Annotated in this window: 25 protein-coding genes; 6 read left to right on the top strand and 19 right to left on the bottom strand. The window is 32.4% G+C overall.

Annotated features, from left to right (window positions below; translation table 11 throughout):
• Positions 1 to 21: 21 nt before the first annotated feature.
• Positions 22 to 1,122, top strand: coding sequence for a DUF4407 domain-containing protein (locus JI750_RS03290; protein WP_201998953.1), 1,101 nt, complete (start codon positions 22 to 24; stop codon positions 1,120 to 1,122).
• Positions 1,123 to 1,265: 143 nt separating this feature from the next.
• Here the strand turns inward: JI750_RS03290 and JI750_RS03285 are convergent, their stop codons facing one another.
• The 7 genes from JI750_RS03285 to ruvC all read right to left on the bottom strand — a co-directional run bounded on the left by JI750_RS03285 (position 1,266) and on the right by ruvC (position 5,892).
• Positions 1,266 to 1,979, bottom strand: coding sequence for a PH domain-containing protein (locus tag JI750_RS03285; protein WP_201998952.1), 714 nt, complete (start codon positions 1,977 to 1,979; stop codon positions 1,266 to 1,268).
• 72 nt (positions 1,980 to 2,051) lie between these two features.
• Positions 2,052 to 2,423 carry an MmcQ/YjbR family DNA-binding protein gene (locus JI750_RS03280; RefSeq protein ID WP_201998951.1) on the bottom strand — a complete coding sequence of 124 codons (372 nt, stop codon included), beginning with the start codon at positions 2,421 to 2,423 and terminating at the stop codon, positions 2,052 to 2,054.
• Positions 2,424 to 2,429: 6 nt separating this feature from the next.
• The gene (locus tag JI750_RS03275) at positions 2,430 to 2,780 is read right to left on the bottom strand and encodes a DUF4260 domain-containing protein (RefSeq protein ID WP_201998950.1); all 351 of its coding nucleotides are present in this window, start codon (positions 2,778 to 2,780) and stop codon (positions 2,430 to 2,432) included.
• On the bottom strand, positions 2,777 to 3,178 hold the full coding sequence (locus JI750_RS03270) for a GNAT family N-acetyltransferase (RefSeq protein WP_201998949.1): 402 nt from the start codon (positions 3,176 to 3,178) through the stop codon (positions 2,777 to 2,779). The genes JI750_RS03275 and JI750_RS03270 overlap by 4 nt, the downstream gene beginning before the upstream one ends.
• A gap of 62 nt (positions 3,179 to 3,240) precedes the next feature.
• A complete protein-coding gene (locus tag JI750_RS03265) occupies positions 3,241 to 4,026 on the bottom strand; it encodes a cyclase family protein (RefSeq protein WP_201998948.1) in 786 nt (261 codons plus the stop codon).
• A 78-nt stretch (positions 4,027 to 4,104) separates the two neighbouring features.
• Positions 4,105 to 5,241: a radical SAM family heme chaperone HemW gene (gene hemW / locus JI750_RS03260; RefSeq protein WP_201998947.1), complete on the bottom strand. Its 1,137-nt coding sequence runs from the start codon at positions 5,239 to 5,241 to the stop codon at positions 4,105 to 4,107.
• Between the two features lie 96 nt (positions 5,242 to 5,337).
• Complete coding sequence (gene ruvC / locus JI750_RS03255) at positions 5,338 to 5,892, bottom strand: crossover junction endodeoxyribonuclease RuvC (RefSeq protein WP_201998946.1); 555 nt, start codon at positions 5,890 to 5,892, stop codon at positions 5,338 to 5,340.
• Positions 5,893 to 5,982: 90 nt separating this feature from the next.
• Here ruvC and JI750_RS03250 point away from each other — a divergent pair, with 90 nt between their 5' ends.
• Positions 5,983 to 6,927, top strand: coding sequence for a lysylphosphatidylglycerol synthase transmembrane domain-containing protein (locus JI750_RS03250; RefSeq protein WP_201998945.1), 945 nt, complete (start codon positions 5,983 to 5,985; stop codon positions 6,925 to 6,927).
• The gene (locus tag JI750_RS03245) at positions 6,924 to 8,027 is read left to right on the top strand and encodes a glycosyltransferase family 2 protein (protein WP_201998944.1); all 1,104 of its coding nucleotides are present in this window, start codon (positions 6,924 to 6,926) and stop codon (positions 8,025 to 8,027) included. The genes JI750_RS03250 and JI750_RS03245 overlap by 4 nt, the downstream gene beginning before the upstream one ends.
• A 13-nt stretch (positions 8,028 to 8,040) precedes the next feature.
• On the opposite strand, the gene JI750_RS03240 is transcribed toward JI750_RS03245, so the two are convergent.
• A complete protein-coding gene (locus JI750_RS03240) occupies positions 8,041 to 8,526 on the bottom strand; it encodes a hypothetical protein (protein ID WP_201998943.1) in 486 nt (161 codons plus the stop codon).
• Between the two features lie 34 nt (positions 8,527 to 8,560).
• Positions 8,561 to 8,944 (bottom strand): hypothetical protein, encoded by a 384-nt coding sequence (locus JI750_RS03235; protein WP_201998942.1) that lies wholly within the window; start codon positions 8,942 to 8,944, stop codon positions 8,561 to 8,563.
• A 45-nt stretch (positions 8,945 to 8,989) separates the two neighbouring features.
• Here JI750_RS03235 and JI750_RS03230 point away from each other — a divergent pair, with 45 nt between their 5' ends.
• Together JI750_RS03230 and JI750_RS03225 are read left to right on the top strand one after the other, a co-directional pair.
• Entirely contained in the window at positions 8,990 to 9,490 is a 501-nt protein-coding gene (locus JI750_RS03230; protein WP_201998941.1) for a DUF456 domain-containing protein, read from the top strand.
• Between the two features lie 284 nt (positions 9,491 to 9,774).
• On the top strand, positions 9,775 to 10,377 hold the full coding sequence (locus tag JI750_RS03225) for a DUF937 domain-containing protein (protein WP_201998940.1): 603 nt from the start codon (positions 9,775 to 9,777) through the stop codon (positions 10,375 to 10,377).
• 64 nt (positions 10,378 to 10,441) lie between these two features.
• Here the strand turns inward: JI750_RS03225 and JI750_RS03220 are convergent, their stop codons facing one another.
• From JI750_RS03220 to JI750_RS03195, 6 genes are all read right to left on the bottom strand, one after another.
• Complete coding sequence (locus tag JI750_RS03220) at positions 10,442 to 11,350, bottom strand: pseudouridine synthase (RefSeq protein WP_201998939.1); 909 nt, start codon at positions 11,348 to 11,350, stop codon at positions 10,442 to 10,444.
• 323 nt (positions 11,351 to 11,673) lie between these two features.
• The gene (locus JI750_RS03215; RefSeq protein ID WP_201998938.1) at positions 11,674 to 12,630 is read right to left on the bottom strand and encodes a geranylgeranylglycerol-phosphate geranylgeranyltransferase; all 957 of its coding nucleotides are present in this window, start codon (positions 12,628 to 12,630) and stop codon (positions 11,674 to 11,676) included.
• Positions 12,631 to 12,689: 59 nt separating this feature from the next.
• Positions 12,690 to 13,280, bottom strand: a complete 591-nt coding sequence (locus tag JI750_RS03210) for a DUF502 domain-containing protein (RefSeq protein WP_201998937.1) — start codon at positions 13,278 to 13,280, stop codon at positions 12,690 to 12,692.
• A 74-nt stretch (positions 13,281 to 13,354) separates the two neighbouring features.
• Entirely contained in the window at positions 13,355 to 14,293 is a 939-nt protein-coding gene (locus tag JI750_RS03205) for a mevalonate kinase family protein (protein ID WP_201998936.1), read from the bottom strand.
• 30 nt (positions 14,294 to 14,323) lie between these two features.
• The gene (locus JI750_RS03200) at positions 14,324 to 14,674 is read right to left on the bottom strand and encodes a four helix bundle protein (protein ID WP_201998935.1); all 351 of its coding nucleotides are present in this window, start codon (positions 14,672 to 14,674) and stop codon (positions 14,324 to 14,326) included.
• A 29-nt stretch (positions 14,675 to 14,703) separates the two neighbouring features.
• A complete protein-coding gene (locus JI750_RS03195) occupies positions 14,704 to 15,792 on the bottom strand; it encodes a diphosphomevalonate decarboxylase (RefSeq protein ID WP_201998934.1) in 1,089 nt (362 codons plus the stop codon).
• Between the two features lie 110 nt (positions 15,793 to 15,902).
• Here JI750_RS03195 and JI750_RS03190 point away from each other — a divergent pair, with 110 nt between their 5' ends.
• Entirely contained in the window at positions 15,903 to 16,379 is a 477-nt protein-coding gene (locus JI750_RS03190; RefSeq protein WP_201998933.1) for a TspO/MBR family protein, read from the top strand.
• Positions 16,380 to 16,398: 19 nt separating this feature from the next.
• On the opposite strand, the gene JI750_RS03185 is transcribed toward JI750_RS03190, so the two are convergent.
• The 4 genes from JI750_RS03185 to JI750_RS03170 form a co-directional block, all read right to left on the bottom strand.
• Positions 16,399 to 17,121: a BamP family beta-assembly machinery protein gene (locus tag JI750_RS03185; protein WP_201998932.1), complete on the bottom strand. Its 723-nt coding sequence runs from the start codon at positions 17,119 to 17,121 to the stop codon at positions 16,399 to 16,401.
• A gap of 10 nt (positions 17,122 to 17,131) precedes the next feature.
• On the bottom strand, positions 17,132 to 17,848 hold the full coding sequence (locus tag JI750_RS03180; protein WP_201998931.1) for a BamP family beta-assembly machinery protein: 717 nt from the start codon (positions 17,846 to 17,848) through the stop codon (positions 17,132 to 17,134).
• A gap of 86 nt (positions 17,849 to 17,934) precedes the next feature.
• Positions 17,935 to 18,600 (bottom strand): MBL fold metallo-hydrolase, encoded by a 666-nt coding sequence (locus JI750_RS03175; RefSeq protein ID WP_201998930.1) that lies wholly within the window; start codon positions 18,598 to 18,600, stop codon positions 17,935 to 17,937.
• A gap of 61 nt (positions 18,601 to 18,661) precedes the next feature.
• Positions 18,662 to 19,234 carry a Crp/Fnr family transcriptional regulator gene (locus JI750_RS03170; RefSeq protein WP_201998929.1) on the bottom strand — a complete coding sequence of 191 codons (573 nt, stop codon included), beginning with the start codon at positions 19,232 to 19,234 and terminating at the stop codon, positions 18,662 to 18,664.

Here is a 19,234-nt window from a genome sequence, read left to right as displayed (position 1 = left end):
CTTAATCAAAAATCATCAATCATGTTAAAACAATTTTTTATCCTATGTTCAGGAGTCGATAGAGACCTCTTGAAAGACTGTTCAGAAGGCGAACAAACCAAATATGTTGGTATTGGTGCCACAGTATTCTTTACAGCAGTTATGGCTTTCTTAGCCAGTGCTTATGCACTTTTTACCGTTTTCGATTCTATTTATCCTGCCTTGATTTTTGGATTTGTATGGAGTTTGTTGATTTTCAATCTGGACCGATTTATAGTTTCTACGATTAAAAAAAGAGATCGTTTCTTAGACGAATTTCTGCAGGCAACTCCGCGTATTGCTTTGGCTATTATTATTGCTATTGTGATTTCGAAACCTTTAGAAATTAAAATTTTCGAAAAAGAAATCAATACCGTTTTATTGAAAGAGAAAAACGAAATGGAATTGGCCAACAAAAAACAAATCGGGACTTATTTCAAAACAGATTTAGATAAGAATAAGGCAGAAATCGCGGCATTAAAAGCTGATATTGTAAAGAAAGAGAAAGAAGTAAACGATTTATATTCGGTTTATATTACTGAAGCCGAAGGAACGGCCGGAACTAAAAAACTAGGAAAAGGTCCAGTTTACAAAGAAAAACGTGAAAAACACGATGCAGCTTTAAAAGAATTCGAAACGCTTAAAAAGACCAACGAAGCTAAAATTGCCGAAAAAGAAAAAGCAGGCGTACAGCTTCAGTCCGATTTAGACAAAAAAGTTTCGCAGACCCAGCCAATCATAGAAGGTTTCGACGGACTAATGGCACGTATCAATGCATTGAACAAATTGCCTTGGCTGCCGTCATTTTTCATTATGCTTTTGTTTCTGGCAATCGAAACATCTCCAATTATTGCCAAATTATTAGCGCCAAAAGGGGAGTTTGATTTCAAACAAGAAGAAGCCGAAACCGCTATGAAAGCCACTTTGGCGCAAAACAAATATCAACGCGATTTATTGGTTAAAACAAGCGCTGAAATGCATGATAAAGTCTACGCAGATATCGCAGAAGATAAAGGCTTATTTGATCTACAAAGAAAAAACGCAAAAGAGTTACTCGAACTGCAATCACATAAATTCGTAGAAAAACAGAAGGCGACTTTATAAGTCGAAAGTTTGAAAGTCTAAAGTCATAAAGTCGAAATGCAGACTTAAAAAAGAAAGTCCTAAATAGAATTTCTATTTAGGACTTTTTATTTTAGACAAAGTCAAAAACTTTAAGACTTTCGACTTTTGACTTTAAGACTAACCTACATGTAACTTAAAATCTCTTTTTTATATGCATCGTATTCTCCTTGCATGATCAAACCATTATCAAGAAGTTTTTTGTAATTCTGTAATTTATCAAAAAGTTCTTCTTTAGATAAGTCGCTTAATTTACGGTCTCCAACAGGTTGAGTTGGTTGAGTTGGAAGAGGTTCAAAAGTTTCTGTAACAACTGGTGCAGCTGGTAAAATTTCTGCAAAGCTTGTTACTTCTTCTGTTTCTACTTCTTCAATTTCATCTTCAATTTCTTCTTCAAAAACAGGTTCAGCAGATTCTTGAACTGGAGTTGCTGTTTGAACAGGATTTTTCAATAAATCTAATTGCTCTTTAGCATAAGTGTAAATTTTTCTAGCCTGAATTTTCGGAATATAATCAATAGAAATAGCTAAATCTGTTTTTGTTCCAAATGAGAATTCTGAACCTAAGATGTTTTCTTTTACAAAAGTACTAGCAATATCATCCCAAGTATAATCTGTAAAATCCATAGAAAGACCTAAATTTTTAGGCTTGCAGATAATGATACGTTTGTTTGTTAATACAATACTATCAGGAAAAACAGTAATTGCAGGCTTTTTTTGCACTGCGATGTATCCAACTTCTTCGCCTTTCATCAATAAATCGTTAAGTTTCGAAGTGATTTTTTCAATCGCTTTTGGATCTTGTTCTTCGTTTAGAAATTTTTTAAATTGTTCTTTCATGATGCTATAAAATGCTAATTTGCAAACTGATTGGGGTTGTTAAGTTTTGATCTCACCCTGCAAATGTAATGCCTAATTTTCTAATTCAGTAATTTCGTTCTGAATTTTCTTTGTCAAACTTTTGAAAACCAATTCATACGAATGGTCTATCAATTCTTTGACGAATTTGTCTGGAAGATTTCCGTTTAAAGAAATCGTATTCCAATGGACTTTGCTCATATGATAACCTGGCTGAATTTCGTCATATTCTGCTCTGAGTTCTTGTGCGCGGTCTGGATCGCATTTTAAATTGACAGATTGCTCGTTTTTTTCCCATTGTGAAAGAGAAGATAAAGCAAACATCTTTCCGCCCACTTTAAAAACCAAAGTATCTTCATCAAAAGGGAAATGCTCGCTGACGCCTTTTTTTGAAAGGCAATATTCATAAAACGTTTCTAGATTCATAGCAGTTTATTTACCAATTTCACCCAAATGAGTGTATTTAAAACCTTTTTCATATTTAAGACCGTAACCAAAAATACGATCCATTGCCGAGTGTGAAAATAAAATAATTCCAGCTAATTGCACAACTTCGATACTTAAATAAAGTCCGACAGCATAAATTAAAAGCGCAATTCCTTTGTGATGAAAGATATTATAAAGTAACGCTCCAACTTTGTTTCCAAATACATAACCAATCATCGATAAATCTGGAGCCAGAATTAAAACAAGAAACCACCACCATTCATAATTTAAACGATTAAAGAGAAATATTCCCAGAATGAATAAAGCTATTTCTTCTAGTTTTAGGACTGTTTTCATTTGACTATTTTTTCCATCATCTTTTCAGGATGATTCAGTTTTGTAAATCCGAATTTCTCATATAAAAAGTGAGCGTCAGTTGTTGCTAGGCGCCAGATTTTTACTTCTTGGAGTTGGGGTTCTTTCATCATCGTTTCAATTAAAATAGACGAATAGCCTTTTCCGCGATGTTCTTCATCAATAAAAACATCCATTAAATAAGCGAAAACCACATAATCGGTTATGACGCGTGCAAAACCAATTTGCTTGTCATCCAAATAAATTCCGAAACAAACTGAAGCATCAATGGTTCGTTGAACTTCCTCCATAGTTCGCCCCGCAGCCCAATAAATATCTTTTAAAAAGTTCTGTATAAACGGAACATCGAGTTTTGTTTTATCTGTTGAAACGGTTATCATTAGTATTCAGTGTTCAGTTTTTGAGTGTTCAGGTTAAGTCTCAGTCTCAGTTTTTAGCAAATCTACAATCTAAAATCTGCAATTTTATATAGAACCGGTTTTGATGGACTTGCGTCATTTTCAAACGAAGTGATTTGAAGATTTAGTATGTAATCTCCATCTTCAATTTCGTCTGAAACATAAATCATTTCGGTGATTGTGGCATTAAATCTTGCGTCAGAATTTAGATTATGCGTGTCTTTTACATTCCAAAATGCTTTGTGCGCTAATAATTTTCCTTCATCATGTTCTTTATCTACGCTTGGAAGATCAATCAGTAAATGCTGAATTTCGCTTTCGCGGATGAAAATCGCGGCATCTTCAGACAAATACGGCGGATTGGTATTGGAATATTTTCTTGATTTTTTTTCCTTTTGATTTGGAAGCGTTCGAATGATAATCGCTTCCGATTTTGTCACGCTGAGCGGAGTCGAAGCGCTCAAAGCTTTTTGAACTTGTTCTTTCGTAATCACGAAATCTTCTCCAATTTTTTCAGGTTCAACAGTAATCAATTTAGAAAAAAAGAAAAACTGTTTTAACGACTGATTGATGCTATAAAAATCATTTGTAATATGCCCCAGACATTCCGTATGCGTTCCATGCCCATGCGGATTGAAGAAAATATTATTGAAATTCGTTGATGATTTTCCCTCCGAAACTTTCCCAATCCAATCCCCAAAAACTACCGGTTCAATGACTGGCTTTTCAATATACCAAGCAATCGGATTTTCATCTGTATTGGTTAAAGGAATAGAAATATCAATGGGTTTTGATAAGTCGATTTCTAAGTTGTTGATTTTTGCTAACACAAATTTGGTTTTTATGCCGCAAAGACGCTAAATCACAAAGTTTAATAATTTGAGCCTTTGTGCCTTCGTGGCTAATTTTTATTCATCCAAATTTAGATAAAATAAATCTGAAGCAATTCCATCTGTTAAAAACTTTCCTTTTGGAGTTGGTTTAAGAATGCTGTTTTCGATCGATAGCAAATCGTCATTTAAGAACTTTTGAGATTGTTTTTTCAGATAATTCAAATATTCCAATCCAAATTCCTTTTCAATTTTTTCTAAAGAAACTCCCCAAATTGTTCGTAACCCCGTCATAATATATTCATTATAACGATCAGAAATAGTTAAGATTTCTGTTTCAATAGGAAGTTCATCGTTTTGAATTGCTTTTAGATACAATGAATTATTTGCAATATTCCAGCCTCTTTTTTCGCCGTCATAACTATGTGCAGAAGGACCAATTCCGATATATTTTTTACCCAGCCAATAAGCCGAATTGTTTTTAGAAAAATAATTCTCTTTTCCAAAATTGGATAATTCGTAATGAATAAAACCATTTTTCTGAAGCATTTCAACTAAAATCATAAAATGATTGGAAGCCACTTCATCTTGAGGTTCAGCAATTTTTCCTGTTTGAATTAATTTGCTTAAAGCTGTTTTTGGTTCAACCGTCAAAGCATAACTCGAAATATGCGGAATGCCAAAATCTAAAGCTGTTTGGATATTCTGTCTCCACATTTCGTCACTCATTCCTGGAATTCCGTAAATTAAATCCAATGAAATATTATCAAAATATTTTGTTGCTTCTTCCAAGCATTTTTTGGCTTCTTCCGAATTATGAGCTCGATTCATCATTTTCAAATCATCTTCATAAAAAGACTGGATTCCGATGCTTAAACGATTTATCGGACTTTTGGATAATTCAAAAATTCGTTCCGCACACAAATCATCTGGATTCGCTTCTAGCGTAATTTCAGGATTTTCTACAACTTTGTAATTCTTATAAACTTCTGAAATTAAAAAGTTGATTTCATCATTTGACAAAACCGAAGGAGTTCCACCTCCAAAGTAAATAGTCTCTACAATCTCATTTTCGGATTCATTTTTACGTACAATGATTTCTTTGGCTAATGCCAACACCATCTCGTCTTTCTTTTTCATTGAAGTTGAAAAATGAAAGTCGCAGTAGTGACAAGCCTGCTTGCAAAAAGGAATATGTATGTAGATGCCGGACATTTTTAATTAGATAATTTGGATAATTAGTCAATTAGATAATTTATTCGTTGTTTAAAGAATTATCTAATTATCAAATTGACACATTGACACATTGACTCATTTCTTAACCCGATCCTCGTTTTGTTTCACAAAAGCATCCCAGCCCGAATAACTCTTTCCAGCTATGACTTTACCTGAATTGAAATGATGACAAACTGCAGCTGCCAAACCGTCTGTTGAATCTAGGTTTTTGGGTAACTCTTTTAAACCTAAAAGCTGTTGCAACATTTTGGCAACTTGTTCTTTGCTGGCATTTCCGTTTCCGGTAATCGCCATTTTTATCTTTTTAGGTTCATATTCAGTAATCGGAATTCCTCTTGAAAGTCCCGCAGCCATCGCAACGCCTTGAGCACGACCTAATTTCAACATCGATTGAACGTTTTTGCCAAAGAAAGGCGCTTCAATCGCGATTTCGTCAGGACAATGCGTTTCGATTAGTTCAATAGTTCGCTCGAAAATGATTCTTAGTTTTTGGTAATGATTGTCGTATTTGGAAAGTTGCAATTCGTTCAGTTGCAGAAATTCCATTTTTTTATTGATTACTTTAATCAATCCGAAACCCATAATTGTGGTTCCAGGGTCAATGCCTAATATGATGCGTTCTTGTGTCAAGAGATTGTGGTTTCAAGTTTAAGGTTTCAAGTTTAGAAAATTGACTCATTTTCTCACTTCCTAATTGCCACATTTGATTACTTTTGCGGCATGATTTCAATTCCTCACAAAGCTAAGCAATTCCTAGTTCTTCTGGCCAAACTTTTAATTGTTGGCGGCGCATTTTATTTTATTTATAATCAGCTGGCTAACAACGACAAATTAGACTGGCAGAAATTTATTGTTTTGTTCAAGAAAAACCAGTCGGTTTTAGGAATTTCGTTTATCTTACTTTTGAGTGTTTTGAATCGTTATTTTGAGATTTTGAAATGGCAGAATCTTGCGCAGGTTATTCATAAAATATCGGTTTATGAAGCTACAAAACAGGTTTTAGCCGCTTTAACGGCGGGAATTTTTACGCCAAATGGAGTAGGAGAGTACGCTGGAAAAGCGTTGTATTACCCAAAATCTGAAGCTAAAAAAGTTGTTTTTTTAAACTTAATTTGCAACGGAATTCAGATGATTCTAACGATCATTTTTGGAATTTTCGGATTATTGTATTTTAATGCTGAATTTAATGTAATTACGACCAAAACAGTTCTCATTCTTTTTGGTGGATTTGTACTGATTTTGATTTTATTATTCTCCATTAAAAAGATAAAAGTAAAAGGCTATTCAATTGAAAAATTGATTCATAAAATCAATGAAATTCCAAAATCCGTTCATCAAAAAAACATCTTTTTAGGAATCTGCCGTTATTTGGTTTTTTCGCATCAGTATTACTTTTTGTTTTTAGGTTTTGATGTCGATTTGCCTTACTTAACTTTAATGGCCGCGATTACATCAGTTTACTTTTTGGCTTCGTCTTTACCAACTTTTCAGTTTTTAGACTTTGCAGTAAAAGGAAGTGTTGCGATTTATTTCTTCGGAATTTTGGGAGTAAACGAATGGATTGTAATTTTCATTAGCACTTTAATGTGGTTTTTGAATGTAGTGTTGCCAGTAGTTTTAGGAAGTTATTTTGTGCTGAATTTTAAAACCAAAACAGCAGAATGATTTCGGTATTATTCAGCATATTGGCAATTTATATTCTGAGCATTTCTTTGCTGATTTATGGTTTTTTGAAAGTGAAAAAATATCGAAAAACAGATTTAGAACCGAAGACCAGTTTTACCATTATAGTTCCGTTTCGAAATGAAAAAGAAAATTTGCCTGTACTTTTGGAGAGTTTTTCGAATTTAAATTACCCGACAGATTTATTTGAAGTAATTCTGGTAGACGATAACTCAAATGAAAAGTTTAAAGGTTCACATTTCACATTTCACATTTCACAAATAGACAATATTCGGGTTTCAAATTCTCCAAAAAAAGATGCGATTACAACGGCAATGGAACATGTAAAAACAGATTGGGTTATTACAACAGATGCCGATTGTATTGTTCCTAAAAACTGGCTATTAACTTTTGATAATTATATTCAGCAGAATAAAGTTTCGATGTTAGCTGGCGCTGTAACGTATCAATGTGAAAACTTATTTTTAGATCATTTTCAGCAATTAGATTTAACAAGTTTACAAGGCGCAACCATTGGAAGTTTCGGAATTCATAAAGGTTTTATGTGCAATGGAGCTAATTTTGCGTATACAAAATCATTGTTTGATAAACTGAATGGCTTTAATGGAAACGACAAAATAGCTAGCGGAGATGATGTTTTTTTATTGCAGAAAGCAATCGAAAAGTTTCCCAATGAAGTTCATTATTTAAAAGCTCAAGAAGCAATTGTGATTACAAAACCAACTGAAAATTGGAAAGCGTTATTTCATCAAAGAGTGCGTTGGGCGGCTAAAACTAGTTCGTATAGAAGTTCTTTAGGGAAATTATTAGGTTTAATTGTTTTCTTTGGAAATCTGAGTTTTGTAATTGGCTTTTTCTTTATGATTTTCGGAATCTGGTCTTATCCAATTTTTGTGCTTTTTGCTTTTTTTAAGTTTGTAATTGATTATGTTTTGCTTTCAATAACGAATCAATTTTTGACTAAAATGAGAATAAAAAGCCTTTTGTTGAGTAGTTTGCTATATCCGTTTTTTAGCTCTACAGTTGCTTTATATAGTCTGTTTGGCTCTTATGAATGGAAAGATCGTCAGTTTAAAAAATAACTTCTTAGTAAAACTATTTCTCGTCTTTTGCTTTTATAATTACAGGCAGAATAAATTGTGTTTTTACCGGAATACCTCGTTTTATAGCAGGATTTACTTTCGGGAAATCGACTAGGCGAGCATGCAGAATACTATCTATTTTTATGGTGTCATACGCTACAGAATCTTTCGGGAACTGAGGTTCGAACTTCATGGTTGAATTTGGGAAAACAGTAACTTTTACTTCAATAGTATCCAATTCTGGATATAGTATAGACAGAGTGTCAACGTTTAGTTTTTCCTGTATAAGGTTTGACATAACTTCAAAAAAACATTGCTGGCGCTGCTTTTTATCGGCAATTTTATCGCAATTAGGAACAGAAGGATATTCGTCAACTTCTTTCCAATTGATCGATTTTAGCTCTTTTTGAAGTAACTCTTTTTCAGACGGAACCTGCTTCTCAAAATATTGACAAGAACTGAAAAGGATACAAATAAAAAAAGGGAAAAACTGCTTCAAAGTTTTAGAATTGAATGTATAAACAAAAATACGATTATTTTTTTTGCGAAGCTTTGTATTCTAGATAATCTTCATAGTTTTCAGATAGCCAGTTTTCTTTGTTTTTTTCTGCAACTTCTTTTTGATTAGGATATAATTTGACAAGTCTATCAGAAAAAGCTGCAATCTGAGTGGTATAATTATAAAATTCGGTTTTTGTTAAAATATTATCAGCATCACTTTTCTTATTGAAATATTCAAAAAAAAGTTTATCAAAATCTTTCATCGAAAAATTTATTACTTTTTTCTTGTTGCTATTATAAAGGCTATCCTGCAATATTTGGTCATTTGCAGAAAGTTTCTTAGCTTGAGCTAAAGTATTTTCGGGAATAGAAAATACAAAGAATAAAGAGAAGGCTATTTTAACAAAAATTCGCATATCTTATAATTGCTTAAATTGTAAGGGCAAATTTACAAAAATATTATGGATTTACTTTTAGTACTGTTGGGTTTTATATGTGTAGTTGTAGGCGTTTTTGGGAGTTTTTTACCTGTTTTGCCTGGATTATCAAGCTGTTGGATTGGACTTTTGTTGCTATATCTTACAAAGGCAGTAGAAAATAATTACTGGGTTCTAGGAATCACTTTTGTTTTGATGGTAACGATTACCATTTTGGATTATGTAATTCCATCAAAAGGAACTAAAAAGTTTGGAGGAAGTTCGTATGGAGTTTGGGGAACCAATATTGGTTTGATTGTTGGAATTCTGGCGCCTATTCCGTTTGGAATTATTATAGGACCATTTGTTGGGGCGCTCGTTGGCGAATTATTATATGATTCTCAAAACCATAAACGGGCTTTAAAAGCGGCTACAGGTTCTGTTCTTGGATTCTTGGCATCGAGTTTTGTGAACTTCTTTTTTTCTGTAATTTATCTCGGGATTTTTCTGACTATCCTTTGGCAAAATAGGCAACTTATTTTCTAAATGGTAATTTTGACCTTAAGCTTTTTCTTATATTTTTGATTTTTTGAAAAAAACTCTTAAAATTTTAAAAATAATTTTTGTATCTTATAAGTTACGTTAAGCTTTATATTTACTCATTTTGTTAATTTTTAGGGCTAAATGCTTGAAAATACACCACCTAAATTTTTAACTTAATTTTTGGAAATGTTAAAATATTTTATATTTTTATCACGATAATCGATGAAAAGCCTCACTTTGTCGGTTATTTTAAATAAGTATAAATAATCATTTTTTAAGTTATGAGTATGACCCCAAACCTACAAATTGAACTTAGACGCTTTATTTCTTCTAATGTTGTCTCCAAGTTAAACAAGTTTTATTTTGAGAATGATGCACTTTTAATCAAGGGAATAGACGTCTCGATCGGCACAATTTTAATGGGACTCTACAACAAAGCTGAAGAATCTGATTTTTACTCTGAAATTGTTTCTTTAATCCAAGAAGATTCCACTTTTTACCAAGAAGTAGATTTTAATGCAGGCAGAATTTTATCAGTCGACGACTGTTACCGTTTGGAAGGAAATATTTTGCTGAAAGAATTGTTTTCTAATAAAAAAGGCAGAATTTCAGAAATGGTTTCTAACGAAGTTGGCATTAAAAGCGAAACAGCCAGAGAAATACTTAACTTTTCAGCATTACTTGTAATGTCTTACTTAAGATACAATCTTCAATTAATAGAAAGTTTAAAACTCCTTTTAGAAGATCAAAAAAGAGATATTTTAAACAGCATTCCTCCCGGAATTAAAATCATCCTAGGTTTTTCAAATTACGAAACAGTAGAAGATAAAAACCAATCTATCGGAAGATCTATTTTTACCCTTTTCGGACATAATTTCTTTAGTTTTTAAAAATAAAAAATCCCATTTTCAAGAAGAAAACAGGATTTGATTATGACTTAAATTTGAAAAATGCTTATGTGTTTTTCAAATTGATGATTTCTTGATCGGTCAAAAAGCGCCAGTTTCCGCGAGGCAGGTTCTTTTTGGTCAATCCAGCAAACGAAACACGGTCAATCCTTAAAACATTATATTCAAAAGATTCAAAAATAGAACGCACCACTTTTACGTTAGCCGTACGCAATTTAAGACCAACTTCGCTTTTTGGTTCATTATCAATATAGCTTACTTCTTCAACAAAAACGCGGTGTCCGTCAAGAACAAGACCTTTGCTGATTTTTTCTAAATCTTCAAATTTCAAGTTTTTGTCTAAAGAAACCTGATAGATTTTAGACGATTTCTGATTCGGCAATGTAAATTTACGAATCATATCGGTGTCGTTAGTAAACAATAATAAACCTGTCGTATTCTTGTCCATTCTTCCGACAGCAGCAATTTTTGCATTTGTAGCGCCACGAACAAGTTCTAGAACGTTACGATATTCTTGGCCTTCATCAAAGGCAGTTGTAAAGTTTTTAGGTTTATTCAATAAAATATATTCTTTCTTTTCAGGAGTTAATGTAACACCGTCAAAGTTTACAACATCATTTAGTTTTACCAAATAACCCATTTCTGTAACTACAGTACCGTTAACTTTAACGTTTCCAGACTGAATATAAATGTCGGCGTCACGACGAGAACAAACACCAGAATTAGAGATGTATTTGTTCAGACGAATTTCATCAGAAGCCTTTTGTCTCTTTGCTGGCTGATTTTGCTTTCTCAATTTTTCAGCAGCAGCTTCCTGAGCAGCTTTAACTTCAGGTTTTACTTTTTTAGGCCCTTGCGCGCGCTTAGCCATAGGAGGTTTTGGCTTGTTAGAGTTTGATCGTGAGCTGTTTGGTCTCGATCCGCCTCTTTTATTGTTGCCTTCCTTGTTGTTCATAGAATCATTAATTTGTGCAAAGATAGTTTTTTCCTGCTAATAAATCTTAAGTTCAATGTTCTTAGATTAATAGCGCTTTATTTTAAGATGGTCAGGAGCAATGCAATTGGCTTTTTTTGAGGCATGGTTTCCCGCTTTCCGTTTCAATATTTTATTTTTTAAAGAAAAAAATAAAAAGATTTCCACTTCAATCGGGGCTAAAAAAACAATCAATTGGCTTCTTTTAAAGATTGTTATTTCACAGAGATTCATAAAGTTTGCACAGAGCCACATAAAGAAAAAAATCTGCTAAATCTGCCAGATCTGTAGGAGCTTAAAAAGCTTTAGTAATTAGAGATCAATTCACGACCATGCCATAAGACGCTTGGATTAATAAGAACAATACAGCAAACGCCAGATACAATCAGGAACTTAAGAACATTATGAAGTCTTAGATATTGTTCTTTGGAGTCAGATTTCCATAAATAAATCAAAAAGAAAAGAAGAACCCCAAAACACACATAAAAATAAATGTCCATATAGCCAACGTCATAAATATTAACCAAAACGTAAACAGGCAAAATGGTAGACAAAGTCAAAACCGTAATAATTTGCTTAGATATTTTTTCACCATACAAAACAGGAATTGTTCTATAATCTGTTACTAAATCGCCTTTTAGATTTTCTAAATCTTTTATCATTTCGCGAATCAATAAAAGTAGAAACAAGAAAACCGCGTGGGCAGAAATTACTACAAAATGACTCATGTGATTCTCAATTTCTTCAAACGAAATCTTATTGTAGAAATAAAGTAAAATAGCAAAAAATGGAGTTACAGCAAGTAATGCGGACATTAAGTTCCCAATAATTGGATACTTTTTAATTTTATGCGAATAAAACCAAATCATAAAAATATAACCTGAAAAGAACAAGAAAGCTCTCCAGGAAACTATAAAAGCCATTAACACGGCAAGAAAATTCAAACTGAAATAAACGTTCAATTTAGTTTTCTGACTAACCAAACGATCGAGCATCGATTTATTCGGACGATTAATTAAATCCTTCTGACTGTCGTAAAAATTATTGATAATATATCCAGAAGCAATTGTAATAGCCGAAGCAAAAACAATTAAAAATAAATGAAAATCAAGTAAGATATCTAATGCTCTAATTTCGGGCGCCAATATAAAAATGGCTGATAAGTACTGAGCTAAAACAATAATTGGAATGTTATAACCTCTAACCACAGAGAACAAACTAACAATTTTCATTATTAAAAGTTTTTGCTGTCTGCTTAACATAAAGTGTGGTTTGTTGGATTAGATGAGGGAAGTTAAAAGATATTTTTTAATTCAAAAATTTAGAGTTTATTTTTTAACAATTCTTTAGAACCATAGCCCAGTTTTCTAATACAAGCCAAAGCTTGTTTTTGTGTAATATCGATTTCTGTAATATCTTTTTTATCGACAAAAACAACCGATCCGCTCCACGGATTTGGGGCATCTGGTATAAAAACCGTGAATTTCTCATCACTGACTTGCTCTATTAAAAAAGCAAATTGTAAACCTGCATCTGTAGGAACTAAAATTACTTTTAAATCGTCTTTAGATTCTAAACCCAATATATTTTCATTCATGTTTTTCATAAATGAATACCCTGGGACAAAGCTCAAAACGCCATCTTCTAATCTTTCAACGAGTTTTTTTGCATTGGCAGTCTTTGCTAATAATCCAGCCACCAAACATATTAGAATTATGATTAATATTCCAATAAACTCTTGAATTGCAAGTCCTAAAACGCTAATTTTTGGTAAGTTGCTTACAAGCGGAAGTGTCGTTTTTTGAATAATGCCATATCCTTTTTCTAGAACAATCAGTAAAACGACTAACGGGACTAAAAACACAAGTCCTCCTAAAAAAGTTGCTTTGATAATTTTTAAAATACTTTTCATATTCAGTAACTTTTTTAGGATTAAATATTAGGAAAGCGTATTCAAATAATTATCTGTTTTTTAGGAGATTATATTTAAAATTGATAAACGACTTCTAGCTTATAATCTTTTAAAGCTGCTTTTGCACGTTCTAAGTCTTCAGTAAAACCAAGAATGTAACCGCCTCCTCCAGAACCGCAAAGTTTTAGATAATAATCGTTAGAGTCAATTCCGTGCTGCCAAATTCCGTGAAATTGTTCTGGAATCATTGGTTTAAAGTGATTTAAAACAACTTTAGAAAGCTTTTTGGTATTGGTAAACAAAGACTTCATATCGCCATGCAGGAAGTTCTCTACGCAGGCATCTGTATATTTCACAAACTGATTTTTAAGCATTGCACGGAAACCTTTATCCTTTAGGTTTTCCATAAAAATGCTCACCATTGGAGCTGTTTCTCCGACAATTCCTGAGTCTAACAAAAATACAGCACCTTTTCCGTCAAAGCTTTGAGTCGGGATTCCAGTTGCCTCAATATTGTCTTTTGAATTAATCAGGATTGGAATACTCAAATAGCTGTTTAGAGGATCTAAACCAGAACTTTTTCCGTGGAAAAAGCTTTCCATTTGAGAAAATATATTTTTTAGGTGTAATAATTTTTCGCGAGTCAGATTCTCTAGAACAGTGATTTTGTTTGTAGCGTATTTGTCATAAATAGCTGCAACAAGCGCACCGCTACTTCCGACGCCATATCCTTGTGGAATACTAGAATCGAAATACATTCCAGTTTCAACATCATTTTTTAAAGTTTCTAAATCGAAAGTAACCAATTCTGGTTGCTGTGTATGTAGGACTTCAAGATAAGAAGCAAAACTTCTTAAACTTCTATTTGATGAAATTGCTTCTTCTGTAGGTTCTTCGCTTTTTTTTAAAGCGCCGTTATAAAAATTATAAGGAATAGAAAGTCCTTTAGAGTCGCGGATAATACCGTATTCTCCAAAGAGTAATATTTTTGAGTAAAATAGTGGTCCTTTCATAATTGAAAATGGATAATTAACAATTGATAATTATATGCTTTTTGTGGTTTTTACGATGCTTGTCAACAAACGTAACAACTCTGTTATTTTAGGTTTAATACTTAGAAATTCTATCTCAGACAGATATTTCGTTTCATGTAGCAAATCTAACCAATATTCAGTTTCGTTTGCTTCTTTTAATGAAATAGATAATTTATGAATAAAATCGGCTCTGCTTTGAGCATGCTCAGCTTCTCTAATGTTGGCGCCAATCGATGTTCCCGATCGCAACATTTGTCTAGATAAAACAAATTCTTTCTTCTCAGCTAAAACTTTATAAAGATTAACCACTTCAATTGCAAAAGCAAATGATTTTTCTTTAATGATGTTTTTTCTCTCCATAAATTTAATCAATTATTAATTAACAATTGTCAATTATCAATTAATAATGCACCGCTTCCAATTTTGTCGCAAATGTATTGACTATTCTGACAAAATACAACTAATTCGTCTTGAATAAATTGAAGTACTTTTTCGCTAACGTTTTCAGGATATAAGACATGTACATTTGCACCAGCATCAAGTGTAAAACATACTGGAATCTGGGTTTCATTTCTGAATTTCCAAATTGCATTTATAATTTGCAATGTGTTTGGTTTCATCAAAATGTAATATGGCATCGAAGTCATCATCATGGCATGTAAAGTCAGTGCTTCACTTTCTACCACTTTAATAAATTCTTCCAAATCTCCGCTTTCGAAAATGGAGATTAATTTATCGAGATTTTCGTGCGCTTGTGCAAAACGTCTCTCTGCATACGGGTGATTGTGCATTAAATCGTGCCCAACTGTGCTCGAAACTTGTTTCTCGCCTTTGTCAACCAATAAAATAGTATCTTGATAATTCTTGAAATTTTCATGGATAGTATATGGAAATTCAACTCCAAACAAGTCGGTGCTTCCTTCAATATTGGCCTGATTTCCCCAAACTACTACATTTCCTTTTACGCTTCGGCAAGCACTTCCAGAACCTAAACGTGCTAAAAATGAGGCTTTTTGATAGAAGTAATCATCGGTCATTTCAGGATTTAGCAATTTTTCCAAACTCATAAAATTCATTGCCAATGCTGCCATTCCAGAAGCCGATGATGCAATTCCCGAACTGTGAGGAAATGTATTCTGAGTATCAATCGTAAAATGATAATCCTTTAAAAACGGCAGATAAATCTCAACTCTTTCTAAAAACTTCTGAATTTTTGGTTTAAAATCTTCTTTTGGTTTTCCTTCAAAAAGTAAATCAAAAGAAAAAGCATTTTGGTTTGCTCTTCTTTCAAAAGCCAATTTTGTAATTGTTTTACAATTGTTTAACGTAAAACTAACAGAAGGATTTGCTGGAATCTGGTTTTCTTTTTTCCCCCAGTATTTCACTAAGGCAATGTTGCTTGGAGCGCTCCATTCAAAGTTTCCGTTTTCGATTGTTGAAGTATATGGATTTGGTATAAAATCAGCTGCTGTTAACATGAATTATAAAATTTTGGCAAAGATAGTTTTTTCGCCATAAAGGGATAATTTTTTATCCATAATGGTTTAAACTTTTCTTTTGACTATTTTTGAATTCAAAATTAGAATTCATGAATAAGTTCGTAAAAATCGCTATAGCTTTAGTAATTTGTTTAACAGTAGGTTATTCTGCCGGAGTGGTTACAAAACCAAATATTGAAACTTGGTATGTAATGCTGGAAAAACCAGTTTTTAATCCGCCGAACTGGATTTTTATGCCAGTTTGGACTGTGATCTATATTTTAATGGCAATTGCAGCTGCGTTGGTTTGGGACAGAATAAAAGAAAATACAGAAGAAGTTAAAAAAGCATTGCTTTTCTTTATCATTCAATTAATTTTGAATTCAATATGGTCTTATTTATTCTTCGGACTAAAAAATCCGATGTTAGCTTTAATCGAAATTGTTCTTTTATGGTTGATGATTTATGAAACCTATTTGAAATTCATCAAAATCAATAAAACTGCAGGCTATTTACTGATTCCGTATTTAGCTTGGGTTGGATTTGCTACTATTTTGAATGCTAGCATTTGGTGGTTGAATAAGTAAAATTTAGTTTCAAGTTAAACTATTTCAACTTTTTAAACTCTTCATTTTTTGTATATAGAAAGTCTATCAATTCCAAATCATTTGATTTTTCTAAAAGTGTGTTAGATTTTGGATCGGCAATACAAAATTTTAAGAAAATTTCTTTCTCTTCGGGTTTTATTTTCAAATTTTTGATGAAGAAATCAGGAGAGCAAGAAGCAATGACAAGTTTCTTAAAACGATCGTCACGAGGCTCAATTTTTTTCTTTGGTTTATCAAAAATAGGGTAGCCGAAATTTAATCCATTTTTGATCCTTCCGTCATAAACTGTCACTTTTGAAGTTACCTCATCAAACTGTTTACGATTTTTAATCTCATTTATTTCTTCCTTGTTATTGGCGATTTTTTTAATATCAGTTTTATTAAAAATAGATCTTGAAACTATAACATTCTCCAATTCTTCAGCTTTTGGAGTCATTTCAATAATGAGATATCTTTTTTCTAGATCTTTCAAAGTTATTTTCAATCGCGTAAATAAGTAATCCTTTGAAAAAAATAATACACTATCCTGCTCTTTAACTAAAATTGAAAATTCTCCAAATTCATTTGTTCGAGTGCTGGTTTTGGCAGTTTTATTTATAACTTCAACATTCGATAGAATGTTATTTTGAGAAAGAACTTTTCCATGAAGTAATTTTTCGGTTTGAGAAATAGAAAGTTGATAAGTGAAAAAAGAAATTGTGGTTAGTAATTTTACCTTCATGTAATGACTTTTAGTTTTTAATTACTGAATTTAATTTTTGAAACTCTTTGTTTTTAGTATGCAGAAAATCCATTGTATATAGTAAATTTTTCTGCTGTACAAGAACTTTAGCCTGTGGATCAGCATCACAAAATTGTAAAAACAGTTCTTTTTCTTCCGGTTTTATTTTCAAATTATTTGTAAAGAAATCTAATGGGACAGTCGCTTCGGCTAATTTTTTGAAATCCAATTCCTTGAATTTAAATTGCTCTTTTTTTCTTTTTCCTCTAAACAAATTGAAAATAGCGACTAAATCCATTCCATTTGGGATCGTTCCGTTGTAAACACCTGTAGATATTAGTCCCATTGGTACAATAGTTGAATTTTCGTCAGCTGATCCAACTTTGGGAAACTTTATGTTCGTTATTACAACCTCATCCAACTCTTCAGGTTTCAAAATCATACTGACCACAATATTATTTTGATCAATATTTTCTTGGGAAACTTTTAATCTTTTAAAAAAGTAATCTTTAGAGAAAAAAAGCAAACTATCTTTTGAACGAACGAGAATCGAAAATTCACCTAATTCATTTGTCGTCGTACTCGTTTTTGCAGTTTTATTAATTACTTCCACTTTATTAAGTGGAATATTTTGCGAAAGTACTTTTCCGCTTAATAGTTTTTCTGTCTGAGAAACGCTGAGCTGATAAGTGAAAAAAGAAATTGTGGTGAGTAATTTTACTTTCATCTAGTGGTATTTAGTTGATAGTAAAATTATTAGAATAGTCTTAACGAAAACTTACGGAATATGTAAATTCTTGTTAATAAAAACTATCATATATTTTGAACAAATTTTTCCAGTTCTCCATTATTAAACAAAACAGGTCCGTGACCAAAACATAGTATTTTTGGTTTTAGCGAAGCCAATTTTAGAATTGAATTTCTATTGGTTTCCTTGTCTTTTGTAAATAAATAAGGAGGTTCGTGTAAACCAACTTTTGTTGTTAAAAGGTTCATGTTGGTCATTACATCGCCTACAATTAAAACGCCGTCTTTTTCTCTGAAAAAAGAGATATGTCCGCTTGAATGTCCAGGTGTTTCAATTACGGTAAATCCGCCAATTTGGTCACCTTCTTTTAAAGTTTGAGAAACCTCATGTCCTTTTCCTGCCCAGAAGTTTTTCTGAAATTTCGAAATGATATGATTCGGGTTTGGGTATTCTGTTATTACATTTCCGTTTTCGGCAAATTCTTTTTCGGGTTCACTGCATAAAAGAGGAATATTCAGTGTTTCGCAGATAATTTTGCTGCTTCCTTGATGATCGGCGTGAGCGTGCGTTAAGATATGTTTGGTTACCGTTTTGTCTTTTAAAGCTTTTAAAATTGTATTTGCAGAGCTTCGAATTCCTGCATCAATTAAAACATCTTCAATCAAATAACAATTGATAGCATTTCTTGGAAATAAGGGAATTTGGTAAACGTCTTTGGTAATATTCTTCATCTTTTTCAAATTTTATTTTGACAAAGATTTGAATTCCGTTTTTTAATCCACTTGATAAATGTTAAGAAATATCTTGACGGATTCTGCTTAAAGATTCTGGCGTAATTCCGAGAAAAGAAGCGATGTAAATTAAAGGTGTTCGCTGGATTATTTTGGCTGGAGCTGAAGCCAAGAAAGTCTGGTATTTTTCTTTTGCCGGAATCATTTGGAGTTTTAAAACACGATCTGCCATACAGAGGTAATTCTGTTCAGCAAGAATTCTCCCGACACGTTCCCAATTCGGAATTTCATTATATAAAAACTGCATTTTTTCGAAAGTGATCGAAAGCATTTCACAATCTTCAATACACTGAATATTTTCAAAAGAAACAGATTGATTTATAAAACTAGAATACGAAGTAATAAAACCGTCATCACAGCTTAAATAAGTGGTGATTTCTTTTCCGTCTTTTAAATAATAAACACGAGCAAGACCTTCGACAATAAAGAAAATCTTGTTGCTGATTTTTCCCATTGAAGAAAGAAATTCTTTCGTCGTACACTTTTCATATTCAAAACAAGAATCAATTGTCTCAATTTCATTTTCAGAAAACGAAGCGATTGATAGTATTTGTTTTTGTAAAGAAGGATTCAT

It is taken from the genome of Flavobacterium tagetis (assembly GCF_016735615.1).
Classification (GTDB): domain Bacteria; phylum Bacteroidota; class Bacteroidia; order Flavobacteriales; family Flavobacteriaceae; genus Flavobacterium; species Flavobacterium tagetis.
This window is presented reverse-complemented; position numbering and strand designations above follow the sequence as displayed.